Source organism: Microbacterium sp. Kw_RZR3, assembly GCF_029222405.1.
In the GTDB taxonomy this organism is placed as follows: domain Bacteria; phylum Actinomycetota; class Actinomycetes; order Actinomycetales; family Microbacteriaceae; genus Microbacterium.
This window is the reverse complement of sequence record NZ_JARHXC010000199.1, coordinates 1-13,178: the sequence shown is the minus strand read 5'-3', so window position 1 is coordinate 13,178 and position 13,178 is coordinate 1. Positions and strand designations below refer to the sequence as shown.

General features: G+C 68.4%; 13 protein-coding genes. 5 read left to right on the top strand and 8 right to left on the bottom strand.

Annotated features, from left to right (window positions below; translation table 11 throughout):
- Nucleotides 1-14: 14 nt before the first annotated feature.
- Nucleotides 15-1,517 (bottom strand): MFS transporter, encoded by a 1,503-nt coding sequence (locus tag P2P98_RS10770; RefSeq protein WP_275799717.1) that lies wholly within the window; start codon nt 1,515-1,517, stop codon nt 15-17.
- Between the two features lie 122 nt (nt 1,518-1,639).
- On the opposite strand from P2P98_RS10770, the gene P2P98_RS10765 reads away from it, so the two are divergent.
- Nucleotides 1,640-2,287: a TetR/AcrR family transcriptional regulator gene (locus tag P2P98_RS10765; RefSeq protein ID WP_275799716.1), complete on the top strand. Its 648-nt coding sequence runs from the start codon at nt 1,640-1,642 to the stop codon at nt 2,285-2,287.
- A 94-nt stretch (nt 2,288-2,381) separates the two neighbouring features.
- Here P2P98_RS10765 and P2P98_RS10760 read toward each other — a convergent pair whose 3' ends face one another.
- A complete protein-coding gene (locus P2P98_RS10760) occupies nt 2,382-3,476 on the bottom strand; it encodes an oxygenase MpaB family protein (protein WP_275799715.1) in 1,095 nt (364 codons plus the stop codon).
- A 116-nt stretch (nt 3,477-3,592) separates the two neighbouring features.
- On the opposite strand from P2P98_RS10760, the gene P2P98_RS10755 reads away from it, so the two are divergent.
- On the top strand, nt 3,593-4,204 hold the full coding sequence (locus P2P98_RS10755; protein ID WP_275799714.1) for a TetR/AcrR family transcriptional regulator: 612 nt from the start codon (nt 3,593-3,595) through the stop codon (nt 4,202-4,204).
- Nucleotides 4,205-4,262: 58 nt separating this feature from the next.
- Here the strand turns inward: P2P98_RS10755 and P2P98_RS10750 are convergent, their stop codons facing one another.
- The 6 genes from P2P98_RS10750 to P2P98_RS10725 form a co-directional block, all read right to left on the bottom strand.
- Nucleotides 4,263-5,849 (bottom strand): hypothetical protein, encoded by a 1,587-nt coding sequence (locus tag P2P98_RS10750; protein ID WP_275799712.1) that lies wholly within the window; start codon nt 5,847-5,849, stop codon nt 4,263-4,265.
- Complete coding sequence (locus P2P98_RS10745) at nt 5,831-6,574, bottom strand: ABC transporter ATP-binding protein (protein WP_275799719.1); 744 nt, start codon at nt 6,572-6,574, stop codon at nt 5,831-5,833. The genes P2P98_RS10750 and P2P98_RS10745 overlap by 19 nt, the downstream gene beginning before the upstream one ends.
- Nucleotides 6,575-6,712: 138 nt before the next feature.
- The gene (locus P2P98_RS10740) at nt 6,713-8,005 is read right to left on the bottom strand and encodes an ABC transporter permease (protein WP_275799711.1); all 1,293 of its coding nucleotides are present in this window, start codon (nt 8,003-8,005) and stop codon (nt 6,713-6,715) included.
- A complete protein-coding gene (locus P2P98_RS10735; RefSeq protein ID WP_275799710.1) occupies nt 8,005-8,814 on the bottom strand; it encodes an ABC transporter ATP-binding protein in 810 nt (269 codons plus the stop codon). Before P2P98_RS10735 ends, P2P98_RS10740 begins: the two co-directional genes overlap by 1 nt.
- Nucleotides 8,811-9,857, bottom strand: a complete 1,047-nt coding sequence (locus tag P2P98_RS10730) for an efflux RND transporter periplasmic adaptor subunit (protein WP_275799708.1) — start codon at nt 9,855-9,857, stop codon at nt 8,811-8,813. The genes P2P98_RS10735 and P2P98_RS10730 overlap by 4 nt, the downstream gene beginning before the upstream one ends.
- 127 nt (nt 9,858-9,984) lie before the next feature.
- Nucleotides 9,985-11,472 carry an amino acid permease gene (locus tag P2P98_RS10725; protein ID WP_275799707.1) on the bottom strand — a complete coding sequence of 496 codons (1,488 nt, stop codon included), beginning with the start codon at nt 11,470-11,472 and terminating at the stop codon, nt 9,985-9,987.
- A 159-nt stretch (nt 11,473-11,631) separates the two neighbouring features.
- On the opposite strand from P2P98_RS10725, the gene P2P98_RS10720 reads away from it, so the two are divergent.
- The 3 genes from P2P98_RS10720 (at nt 11,632) to P2P98_RS10710 (ending at nt 13,166) form a co-directional block, all read left to right on the top strand.
- Nucleotides 11,632-11,979: an Lsr2 family protein gene (locus P2P98_RS10720; protein ID WP_058627514.1), complete on the top strand. Its 348-nt coding sequence runs from the start codon at nt 11,632-11,634 to the stop codon at nt 11,977-11,979.
- Between the two features lie 2 nt (nt 11,980-11,981).
- Nucleotides 11,982-12,737, top strand: coding sequence for an acetolactate decarboxylase (locus P2P98_RS10715; protein ID WP_275799706.1), 756 nt, complete (start codon nt 11,982-11,984; stop codon nt 12,735-12,737).
- 90 nt (nt 12,738-12,827) lie between these two features.
- Nucleotides 12,828-13,166 (top strand): Lsr2 family protein, encoded by a 339-nt coding sequence (locus P2P98_RS10710; protein WP_058613441.1) that lies wholly within the window; start codon nt 12,828-12,830, stop codon nt 13,164-13,166.
- The last annotated feature ends 12 nt before the right edge of the window (nt 13,167-13,178 follow it).

Below are 13,178 nucleotides of genomic sequence, written 5' to 3'. Positions count from 1 at the left end.
GTGCCCGCTCGGAGTCAGTGCGCCACGACGGGCTCCGCGGCCCCGTCCGCCACGGGAGGGCGCTCCGCGAGCAGTGCGGCCGTCGCCGCGCGTGTGCGGAACAGCAGTCCCGCCACGACGGCGCCGACGGCGAAGATCCCGGTGGCCCACCAGTACACGGTGGAGTAACTGGCCACCGCCGCACTTGCGATGACCTCGGGCGAGGCAGGTGCGTGGGCGGTGATGTAGTCGGTCGCGGCGGCGGCGGCGATCGTGTTCAACATCGCCGTGCCGATCGAGCCGCCGACCTGCTGGCTCGTGTTCACGAGCGCCGACGCCACGCCTGCGAAGTGCCGGTCGACCCCGAGGGTGGCGGTCTGCATGGAGCCGGGCATGATCGTGCCCATCGCGCTTCCCATGACGACGAGCGCCGGCAGCACGTTCGCGACGTACGAGCTGTCCAGGTCGAGCCGCGTGAGGAGGAGCATGCCGAGCACCCCGAGCGTCATCCCGATCGTCACCATGATCTTCGGCCCGAAGCGGGGCAGGAAGATGTTGGTCGACAGCTGGGCGGCGAGAACGAGCATCATGATCATGGGCAGGAACGCGAGACCGGTCTGGATCGGGCTGAACGCGAGCGACACCTGCAGGAAGTAGGTGACGAAGAGAAAGATGCCGAACATCCCCGCACCGGCCACCAGGATCGAGATGTAGGCCGCCGCCCGGTTGCGATCGCGCAGCACCTGCAGCGGCAGGAGGGGATGAGCGGCCCGGCTCTGCCACGCGACGAATCCTCCCAGCAGGACGGCGGCGGCGATCAGAGTGCCCCAGGCCAGGGGAGACTCCCACCCGTCGGTCTCGGCGTTCGCGAAGCCGAACACGACCCCGAACAGGCCGGCCGAGACGAGCAGCGTGCCGGGCACGTCGAGCCGCGGTCGCGGCCCGTGACGCTCGATGCGCGGGACGAAGACCAGCACGCCGATCACCGCCACGGCGGCGATGACGACGTTGATGTAGAGGTTCCAGCGCCAGTCGAGCTTCTCGGTCAGCACGCCGCCGAGCAGGAGACCGACGGCACCGCCGGCGCCGGCGATCGCCCCGAACACGCCGAACGCGCGGGCGCGCTCCTTCGGCACGGTGAATGTCGTCGTGAGGACAGCCAGCGCGGTCGGGGCCAGCAGTGCCCCGAAGGCGCCTTGGAGAGCCCGGGCGGCGACCAGCGTGGCGAAGTCGGGTGCCGCTCCGGCCCACGCCGACGCCACCGCGAAACCGATGAGGCCGACGACGAAGGTGAGCTTGCGCCCGATCAGGTCGGAGAGCCGGCCACCGAGCAGCAGCAGGCTGCCGAAGGCGAGCGAGTAGGCCGTTATGACCCACTGCCGATCGCCGTTCGAGAATTCGAGATCGGCTTGGGCGGCGGGCAGCGCGATGTTCACGATGGTCGCGTCGAGGACGACCATGAGCTGGGCGAGGCCGACGATGACGAGCGTCAGCCAACGGCGGCGCGAGGGCGGCACCGAGGTCGAGGAGGAGGTCATGGGCGACACCATATACGGAACTGATCAGTTCCGGAAACAGCCAGTTCCGAAATTCATCCGGTCCGCTTAGACTGAGGGCTCGGCGGGATCGCCGGAAGAGACGAAGAAGGGGGTCGGCTGCGATGACGCCGCTGGAGCTCATCGACGCAGAAGCCGTCGACACTGCCGACGAGCAGTCCGGACCGGGGCGCAAGCGCGATCGATCACGGGATGCCGAGATCCTCGACGCCGCGCTCGACGTCCTCGCCGAGGCGGGGTACGACGGAATGACCATCGACATGGTCGCCGCCCGCGCGCGAGCGGGGAAGGCCACCGTCTATCGTCGCTGGGCGTCCAAGGAGGAGCTCGTCCTCGACGCCGTGGCGTGCATGAAGCGCGATGATCTCCGTGCGCGCGACGTGCCCGACACCGGAACGCTCCGCGGAGATCTCGTCGCGATGGTCAAGCCGCTCTCGATCGAGGAGGGGGAGAAGAAGCTCCAGGTCATGGCGGGCATCGTGTCGATGCTCTCGCGCTCGCCCGAGCTCGCCGATGCGGCGCAGACGGCGCTCGTCGCTCCTCGTCTGGAGCTCAACAAGATGCTCATCCGTCGCGCGATCGAGCGCGGCGAGGTCCCGGCCGACCGGGACGTCGACATGATCGCCTCCGTCGGCTCGGCGATGATCTGCTATCGCACTCTCATGCAACGCACGCCGATCACCCCGGAGTACGTGATCTCGGTCATCGACGACGTCATCCTGCCCGCTCTGGGCGTGACTCGCGCGACCTGAGCAGGCGTCGGGGCGACGGCCGTCGTGTCGTGACGTCCGCCGCCCCCGTCCGGTCAGCTGGCGCAGCCGCGGATGCCGGTGCGCACGACGATGGTCACGCCTTCGCGCGGAACTCCTCTTCCAGGCGACGCGCGCTGGTGATCAGATCCACACCGTCCGGGCCCCAGAGCAGCTTCATGATGCGGGCCTCGCTGTCCGGGCTCTGGATGGCGCGGATGTCGCCTTCACGCGCGCGGATCGCGTCGCCGGAGGCGTCGACCTGCTCGCGCGTCCGGCCGGCCGCCAGCTGCAGTTTCTCGGGGAGGATGGCCGGCATGACGTCGTGCCAGTCGTTGTAGGTCTCGGCGAGGACGTCCGTGGCGAGTGCGTGGCTCGGATGCCAGTTCGTTTCCGCCACCTGACGGTACTGCAGCATCATGTCGACGCCCGTTTCGAGATCACGGAAAACGCTCTCGCGGTGGCCGAAGTAGGGCGAGTACTTCTCGTAGAGCGCGTCGAGGTCGGCCATGCTGTGCGGGATCTCCGACTCCTCGGCACCCACGAGCCGGAGGTACGGCGCCATCTCGGCGACGTACTGGTCACGCTCTTCCGGTGAGAGCGGGCGCGGCGGTTCGTCTCCGTGCCAGGCGAGACTTTCGTACGCAAGGAGCATCGCGTGCATCTCCGTGATCGCGGCCCACATGGCGTCGCGGGGTTCGGCTGCGGCATACCCGCCGAGCGACGCGTCGTCGGGATCGATCACCGGACCCTGCACGTGGCCGTGGATACGGTGCAGGTGGGTCGCCATCCGCGTCGCGGTCTCGGTGTCGCCCAGCCACATCGGTGCGTGCATCCCCGAATTGCGCTGGAACCGCTCGAAGAAGTCGAACCAGGTGAACTTGCCGGAGCGCGCGCGCCGGGAGATGGGGTCGGCGTCTCGGATCCCCGCGGTGATGGGCTTGTAGAGGAACTGCAGGACGGCTTGGGCGGGACTCTCGAACACGATGATCGCGGGATGCAGAACCACCTTCCACGTGACCGACCCCGGGCCGAACAGCCCATAGTCCACGGATCCGTCGAGCGCGAGAGAGTGGCCCGCCGGCACGACGTCGCCGAACCGTCGCCATCTCGCGATGTCGCCCCACAGAAGCTCCTCGGTGAGGACGAACGGTGCGTTCGCTGAGCCTGCCGGCGGGAGGGTGGTGGTCATCTGGGACTCCTTCGTCACTTACGTACGGACATCGTACGTAAGTGACGTTAGACCCATCCCCTCGTCCATGCAACGGTCGGCCCGTCCCCGGGATCGCCGTCGGTATCGTGGACCGCGTGGCGGACACTCGACAGCGAACCGGCCGCCCTCGTGACCCCGAGATCAACGCGAGGGTGTTGATGGCGGCGCAGCGCGTCTATGCCGCATCGGGTCGAGCGGGTCTCACGTTCGACGCCGTCGCCCGCGAGTCAGGCGTCGGTAAACCCGCGATCTACCGCCGATGGTCCTCGGCGGACGAGCTGCTGGACGAAGCTCTGCGTTCGCACGTGCTCGAGCCCGCCCAGACGGACGGGACGGACATCCGCGGTCACCTTCGCGAGATCGCTCTCTCGGTGCTGCGACTCATGTTCTCCGACCAGGGCAGTTTCGTCCTGCGCGTGAGCGCTGAACGCGCCTCGCAGCCCGCCGTCTTCGACCAGTACTTCGAACGACTGCGTACGGTCATCCACGTCGGCAATCGCGGCCTGGTGCAGGCGGCCATTGAGCGAGGCGAACTGTCGGATCGATGCGACGCCGACGTGCTGCTGCAGGCGATCACGGGTTCGGCGCTGGTGGGAACCCTGATGGGCTTCGCGCCGTCTCCGTTCGACGACCCGCTCGCCGCCGAGAGCTACTGCGAGCGCGTCGTCGATCAGGCCCTTCGCGGAGCCGGCCCCTCGTCGGCCTGACGTCGGCACTGAGATCGCCCGGCCCCGACCCGGCGCCGGGCGAACGGCATCCGCCCCTCTACGCCCCCTGGAACGACCGCAACTGAACGAGCAGGCCTGGCGCGTTGGTGTCGAAGCGTTTGCCGCCGATCACGACGCCGGCCGCCAGCACCGCGACGCCGAGCACCGGCCCGACGACGAACGCGATCCATCCCGCGACACTCGACCCGGCGAACGTGGCGATCATGGCGGGGATCACCGTCGGCAGCCCGATGATCGCGACGAGGGCCCAGCACAGGAAGAACGTCAGGAACATCGAGAACGAGGACCCCGGCACGCGCTTGAACGGCGAATCGCCGGGCGCCGGGGTCGGGACGACGAGGAACGCCGAGCTCACCGCGCTGATGCCGAAACCGATGAGCGTCAAGCCGAGCGAGGCGCCGAGCACCGGCGGCAGGAGATCCCACCGTCCCGAGATCGCGAGAGTGACGATGTCGGCGGCGACGACGAGCGGAACAGCGACGCTTGCGGTGCCCAGCGTGCGCCCGAGTCGATCCGCGCGGCCGCGGATCCCGGTCTGCATGACGGTCGCGAAAGCCGTGCCGTCGTACGAGATGTCGGAGTAGGGGAGCACCCCCGCGAAGAACCCGACCAGCAGGCCCGAGAGGGCGAAGAACGGTCCGCTGACGTCCCACTGCGAGTAGATGAGCACGAGGATCGGCGCGAACGGGATGAGCAGCAGCTGCCGGATGTAACGCAGGTCGCGGGTCCACGACGTGAGCGAGCGGGCCCAGGTCGCGCCGACCGGGTTCGACGGCATGATGCCGAACCAGCCGAGCGAGCCGGTCTTGCGCTTCGCCGTCGACCGCGCGGGCGGGGCGATGACGGACGCCGACAGGTTGCGGAACCACAGCACCCACAGCACGGCGAGTGTCGCGACGGCGATCACGAACTTCAGGATCGCGGTCAGCCACGAGCCGGTCGCGAGGTCTCCCGGCACGGCCCAGGCGGCGCCGATCGGCGTCCACGAGATGGCGCCGACGAGCGTCTGCAGCTGCAATCCCTGCTCGGTGGCGGACTGCACCGCGTTCAGGATGCCGATGAGGATCGGGCTCGCGAAGATCACCAGCGCGAACGCGACGAGGCCGATCAGCTCCTTCGTGCGCCGGCCGCCGCCGATTCCGGATGCCAGCGCCGTCACGGCGCGCGAGGCGACCACGCAGATCAGCACGCCGATCGGGACGCACACGATCGCGGCGATCGCGGCAACCGGCTCATGCACCCACACGAGGAAGGTGAGCAGACTCGCGACGACGGTCGCGAGGCCACCGACGCCGGTGAGCCCGCCCGCGGTGATCGCGATCATCATCTGCGTGGTGGTCATGGGGAAGGGTGCGAGCTTCGCGGGATCCAGCGTCGTGTCGACGCCGGTCGCGAAGATCGGACCGACGACCCACCCGAGGATCAGCACGGCCCCGGCTCCCGTGACGGCGGCTCGGGCCGTGTCGAAGTCGAGCGTGCCGACGAAGAACAACCCGACCGCCGCGAACAGCAGCATCCAGAGCGCGCCGATCACGCCGAAGATGAACCCGACCAACTGCATCGGGCTGCGCGCGAGGGTGTTGCCGAGGACGCGGAAACGGATCCTCAGGACTGTCGCAACCACTGCGGCCCCTCCGCGTGGTGGCGGCCGCCGACGAGCTCGACGAACCGGTCCTGCAGCGTCTTCCCGGCGCGCACCTCGTCGACGGTTCCGGATGCCAGCAGCCGGCCCTGAGCGATGACGGCGACGTGGTCGCACATGCGCTGCACGAGGTCCATCGAGTGACTCGAGACGATGACCGTGCCTCCCGAGGCGGTGTAGCCGCGGAGGATGTCCTCGATGTTGGCGGCCGACACGGGGTCCACCGACTCGAAGGGCTCGTCGAGCACCAGCAGGCGCGGCGCGTGCACGAGAGCGCAGGCGAGGGCGACCTTCTTGGTCATGCCAGCGGAGTAGTCGACGACGGGCGTGCCGGCGGCCTCGGTCAGGTCCATGATGCCCAGGAGGTCGGCCGTGCGCGTGGCGACCTCGTCGCGTGTGAGGCCGAACATCATGCCCGTGTAGGTCACGAGCTGTTCGCCGGTGAGGCGGTCGAAGAGCCGCACCCCATCGGCGAGGTTGCCGATCAGCTTCTTGGCTTCGACCGGCTGTGCCCACACGTCGACGCCGTGGATGTGAACCGTTCCGGCGTCGGGGCGCAGCAGTCCCGTCGCCATCGACAGCGTCGTCGTCTTCCCGGCGCCATTCGGACCGACCAGGCCGTAGAACGACCCCGCGGGGACGCGGAGGTCGAGACCGGCGACGGCGACCTTCTCGCCGAACCGCTTCACGAGGCCCGTGATGTCCATCGCGGGGAGCGAATCGGTGGGCGTCGGGGGAGCGACCCCGTCGGGCAGGGCGGAGGGTGGCGGCACGGCGCTCGAGGAGTCGGTCACGTTCCGAACCTATCGGGCGCTCCGCCGCGCCGCGAGGCTCCGGCGCGGACGTCAGTAGCGGATCGCGTCGATCACCTTGACCCGCACCGCGACGAGGGCCGGCAGCAGGCCCGCCAACGCCCCCACCGCGGTGGCCGCGACGAGACCGACGATCGCGGCATCCACGGGGAAGGGCGGGAAGTCGCTGACCATGCCCTGACCGACGAGGTCGCGCATCGCCGGTGACTGCACGATCAGGATCGCCGCCACCACGCCGAGGGCGCCCGCGACGACCGTGGCGACCACGCTCTCCATCATCACGGCGAAGAAGACCCGACCCGCCGTCGCTCCGAAGCTGCGTCGGATACCGATCTCGCGCACCCGCTGCTTGACCGTGACCAGGGCGATGTTGACCAGGCCCAGCGCGCCGAGCAGGAGGACGAGCACCGCGATCCCGATCACCACGAGCTTCGTCACCAGGAACGGGTCGTTGCCGTACTGCGCCCAGTCCTGCCGCGACACGTTCACCTCGGTGCCGTCGCCGAGGGCCGCCTGCAGGTCGCGCGTGACGGCCGCTGTGAGGGCGTCCGCGAGTTCGGGCGGTACCCACATCTCGTACTGGGTCTGCGGTGCTCCTCCGCCGCCGTACGGGTCCGCGGCCGCGGCGGCCGACCCGCGTTCACCGGTGGCGGCCTTCTGCATCGCCTCCGCGTGCCGCGCGAGCATGATCATCGTCGGCTCGGTCTCCCACGTGCTGGCGGGCGTCACCCCGACGACCACCGCGAGCGTGCCGCCGGCGGGGATTCCGGATGCCGCGCCCGGGACGCCGTCGCCGCCGAGGGCCACCACGGGGTGGCTTTCGAGCGGTGGCCGGCCCATGCGGTCCCAGAAGACCTCGTTCACGATGATCCGCGGCGCGAGCTGTTGCTCGTCGGTCGGCGAGAACCACGAGCCCTCGGTGAGTTGGACGCGGTGCATCTCTCCGAAAGGCTGGTCGACGGCCTGCGTTCCGACCTGGACCGCGCCCGTCGCGAACGGGACCATCTGGACGGTGTTCTGCACACGCGACGCGTAGGAGATGTCGTAGCGCTCGAGGACCTTGCTCCACGCGGCATCCATGTCCGCCGGGTCGATCGCCCCGTCCAGACGGAACGCGGAGACGTAAAGCGTGGCTGGCCTGCCGCCCTGACGTTCGCTGAGCTCCTGGTTCGCCTGCTGCACGATCGCGCCGAGGGCGACCACCGTGGTCAGCGAGCACACGGCCACGGCGACGCCGATGAGCGAAAGGAGCACGCGCGTGCGGTGCACGCGTACCTCCTGCCAGGCCTCGAGCAGAGCGCCGACGAAGCCGGTGAGCCCGCGCATCAGGCGTCCTTCCGATCATCGGCGAACAGGTCGAGCATGTCGGCGTCGTCCTCAGTCGCCGCACCGCTCGGCTCGACCGGCGCCATCTCGCGGATCTCGCGGCGCGTGAGCGGCTCGAAGGCGGGATCATCGACGGGCGTCAGGATGCCGCGATCCAGGCGGAAGTGCCGGCGCGCGCGCCGAGCGATCATCGGGTCGTGCGTGATGACGACCTGCGCCGCGCCGGTGCGCTCGGCGACGTCGTCGATCAGCTCCATGACGCTCTGGCCGGTGTCGAGGTCGAGGGCACCCGTGGGCTCGTCGGCGAGGATCAGGCGCGGCCCGCGTACGAGGGAACGGGCGATCGCGACGCGCTGCTGCTCTCCGCCGGACAGGCGGTCGGGCATGCTGTTCAGCCGGTGCCCGAGACCGACCAGCTCGAGCATCTCGGCCGCGATCCGTTTGCGCTGCCAGAACGTCCGTCCCGACGAGTAGAGCAACGGCATCGTGACGTTCTCGAGTGCCGTGCGTCCCGCGAGGAGGTTGAACTGCTGGAAGACGAAGCCGATCGACGCGCCGCGCAGTCGATCGCGTCGGGCGCTCGAGTAGCTCTTCACCGGGCGGTCGTCGAAGCTGATCACGCCGCTGGTCGGAAGGTCGAGCAGACCGAGCAGGTTCAGCAGAGTGGACTTCCCCGAGCCGGAACGGCCGACGATCGACACGTGGTCGCCCGGCTCGATGGTGAGGTTCACCCCGGAGAGGATCGTGAGGGCGGGTTGATCCGGGGGGATGACCGTGCGGGTGACGTCTTCGAGTCGGAGGAGGCTCACGACGCCGGTACCGACTCGCAGAACATCGTGCCGTCGGGGTACGTGGTGCAGTTGTCTCCCGCACCCGATCCCGCCATCGCCCCGGGAGCGAACTCGAGCACCTCTTCGCCCTCGGTCAATCCCTGCGTGATCTCGACCTGGGTCCCGTCCGTCAGGCCGAGGGCGACGGGGCGCTCCTCGGTCGCGCCGTCGGCCGTCGACACCCAGACCGTGCCGCTCTGGGCGGCGCCCCGGACGGCGGTGGTCGGGATGACGAGCACGTTCTCGGCCTTGCCGCCGGCGATGGTCATCTCGGCGGCGAGGCCCGCGAACACGGTGACCTCGCTCGGGACGGCGCACGTCACGGTCGTGCCGGAGCCGCCCGCCGAGGAGGAAGTGCCGCTACCGCCCGTCGACTCCCCGTCACCGGAGCTTCCCGCGAGAGGCGTGACCAGGCGCAGGTTCGTGCACGTGAAGGGTGCGGGTCCGCCGGTGATGGCGACGGATGCCTCGGTCGGACGGTTGAGCAGGCGGTACTGCTGCGCCGCTTCGAGCGTGCCCGTCACCGAGAAGCTCGGGGGCGCGACGTTCCCCGCCGCCATCCCGACGGTGACCTCCTGGCCCTCGATGACGGCGAGCGAGCTGAGCGTGCCGCCTGCCGGGGCGGTGACGTCTTCGTAACGGAAGATCGCGGGCTTGGGCTTGCCCTCTGCATCCACGCTGTCGGCCGGATCTCGTTCGATCGTGACTTTGACGTTGAAGATCACGTCGCCCTGGTTCACACCCGACCCCTGGGTGATGAAGATCTTGTTCACCACGCCGCCGGCGGTGGACTTCACCGGCACGGCCGGGTCGGCGGCCACGGTTGCGGCGACGACGACATCGTTCGTGATGGTCCCCAGGGCGGCCGCGACGCGCGGCTCGACGATCGCGCCCGTGGGTTCCGCCGGAGAGGCGTCCGCCGGTCGGTCAGGGAAGAACGCCAATTTGATCAGAGCGGCCGCGACGAGCGCGACCAGAAGCAGACGCAGAATCGGAAAGACCCACGTGCGTGCGATCCCCATGAAACCCCCCGGAGTGGTGATCGTCGGTGACAGACGCTTCTCACCCTAGGGGGAAGGACGTATCGCGCACGTATCGCGGATAGCTGCTTCGTGATGCGGCCCCGCAGACCCTGGCATCCGGAATCGATCAGTCCTTCGGTCGAGCGATGACCTGAGGCGTCACGTCCTGCATGCCGACGCGCGCGTGCCGGCGCGAGTACGCGAAGTAGATCGCGAACCCGATCGCCAGCCAGATGAGGAAGCGCAACCACGTCTCGACCGACAGGTTGAGCATCAGGTAGGTGCAGATCGCCGCCGACAGGATCGGAAGCACCGGGCTCAGCGGGACGCGGAATCCGCGCTTGAGGTCGGGCCGCGTCCGGCGCAGCACCACCACGCCGATCGAGACGAGCACGAAGGCCGAGAGGGTGCCGATGTTGACCATCTCTTCGAGGATGCCGACCGGCGTGAGGCCGGCCACGACCGCCACCACCGCGGTGACGATGATCGAGATGACCCACGGGGTGCGGAAGCGGGGGTGCACCTTCGCCAGAGCGCCCGGCAGGAGTCGGTCGCGCGACATGGCGAAGATGATGCGCGTGGCTCCGATGAGCAGCGTGAGCACGACGGTGGTGAGGCCCGCGACGGCGCCCGCCGCGATGACGGTGGCCATCCAGGTCTGGCCGTGGAAGGCGAAGGCCTCGGCCAGCGCGGCCTTCGGGTTCAGCTGGTCGTAGGGGACCATTCCCGTCACGACGATCGCGACCGCGCAGTAGAGGATCGTGCAGATGACGAGCGAGGCGATGATGCCGATCGGCAGGTCGCGCTGAGGCTTCTTCGTCTCTTCGGCGGTCGTCGCGACGACGTCGAAGCCGATGTAGGCGAAGAAGACCAGCGCTGCACCCGCGAGGATGCCGCCGACGCCGAACGTCGCCGGCTGCAAGCCGGAGAGGAACTGCAGCAGGGGCTGCGTCAGGCCCGAGGTCGACTCGGTGGGGACGGATGCCGGAATGAACGGGTCGTAGTTCGCCGGGGCGATGAACATGATGCCCGCGATGATGACGAACAGCACGATGAACAACTTCACCGCGACGAGGACGAGATTCACCCGCAGCGATTCCTTGATGCCGATCGTCATCAGGCCACCCAAGACGAGCACCAGGAGAATGGCCGGGATGTCGACGACGCCTCCCGAGCTGATGGCCGCGGGCAGGGCGACGCCGAGCTGCTGCAGGAAAGCCGAGAGATAGGCGCTCCACCCCTGCGCGACGACGCTCGCGCCGAGGAACATCTCGAGGATGAGGTCCCACCCGATGATCCAAGCGAAGAGCTCGCCCAGCGAGGCGTACGAGAACGTGTAGGCCGAGCCCGAGACCGGCACCGTTGACGCGAATTCGGCGTAGCACATCGCCGCGAGGCCGCAGGCGATCGCCGCGATGACGAAGCTGATCACGACGGCGGGACCGGCGACATCGTGGGCCGCGCGCCCGGTGAGGGTGAAGATACCGGCGCCGATGACCACGCCGACGCCGAAGACGGTCAGGTCGACGGCGCTGAGGGACTTCTTCAGCCGGAACTCCGGCTCGTCGGTGTCGGCGATCGACTGCTCGACCGACTTCGTGCGGAATAGGCTCACGCGCAACTCTCCTAACGGGCGCTCTCCGTGCGAACGCCACGGGGGAGGATAGCGCTTCCCGTCGCTCGTGCCTATCGCCCCCTGAACGTGCGCGAGAGGGTGTATGACATTCTCGAATGTCGCTGTCAATTGCGGAAAAGGTGTAGCGTTTTATGCATCATGGCAATCAAGCACATCACTCACCTTGTTGACGATCTCGACGGCTCCGTCCTCGAAGAGGGCGAAGGAAAGCAGATCACCTTCTCCGTCGAAGGCCGTGCCTACGAAATCGATTTGTCGAACCGCAATGCGGATAAGTTCTACAACGCCATCGCTCCTTTCGTCGATGCCGCGCGCTCGGTGTCGCGGACGACGACCACGTCGCGTCGCCCTCGTGCCGCACGCCGCGACAACGACCTGGATCTCGGCGCAGTGCGCGAGTGGGCGCGGGCGAACGGGCACACCGTGAGCGACCGCGGTCGCGTTCCCGCCGCGGTGCTCGAAGCGTATTCGGCCGCTCAGTCCTGATCGTGGCGGGGGACATTCGCCCCGCAGCAGTGATCGACCCGGGTGTCGTCACGCAATTCGCCGCTCTCGACGCCCTTCTGGGTGGGTTGTATTCCACCGGTATCACCGTGGGTGACGCGCGCGCCCTCGGTGATACCGGCATCGGATGCTGTGAGCGATTCGGCGGCGAAGTCATCGTGCTCGACGGTGAATTCTTCGCGTGCACCACGGAGGGGCCTCCTCGTCGCATGAGCGACGACGAGACCATGCCGTTTCTCGACATGTGCTCTCTCGGGGAACCGCTCTCCCGCACCGTCCGCGACCTCGACGGACCGGCGCTGGCGGCGGAGATCGACGGCGTCCTCGTCAGTCGGAACCTGTTCCACGCGATCCGCCTGGACGGCGTCGTGGCGCGGGTTCGTACGCGCCTCACGCCGCGCGAACAACCGCCGTTCCGACGTCTCGCCGAGGTCACCGCGGAGCAGATCGAGACGGTATCCCACGACGTGCGCGGAACGGTCGTGGGGTTCTGGATGCCGGGCCTCTATCAGGGCATCACCGTCGCGGGTCTTCACCTGCATTTCCTCAGCGAGGACCGTGCGCTCGGTGGTCACGTTCTGGAGATCTCCGTCCGTGAGGCGGTTCTGCGGGTATCCGCGTACGCGCGATTCGCGCTACACCTGCCCACCGACGACGAATTCCTCTCGAACGAACTCACGCACGATGAGGATCGCCGGATCGGTGCGATTGAGGGCGGTGCTTCTCGCTCCGAGGGGTGAGGGGATGTGTTCCGATCGGCGGGTTAGTCGAGGGGTGAATTACCATTCTTTCGCCCCGTGACGCCATATCGCCGGTCTTATGATCGCGGCATGGCCAAGAAGCACATCACGCAGTTGATCGACGATCTCGACGGTTCCGTCCTCGAAAGCGGATCGACGATCACATTTTCTCTCGAGGGTCGCGCCTACGAGATCGATCTCTCCGAAAAGAATGCCGCGAAGCTGCGCGAGGCATTCGAACCGTTCACGACGGCGGCGCGCTCGATCGGCTCATCGAACCATGCCGCACATCGCGCGTCGCGCGGCCGTGTTCCTTCTTCTCGAGACCTCGCGGATGTGCGTGCCTGGGCGGAGAAGAACGGGCACTCGATCAATCCGCGCGGTCGCATTTCCTCCGCTGTTCTCTCGGCGTACGACGCCGCACACTGACCGAAAAGAATC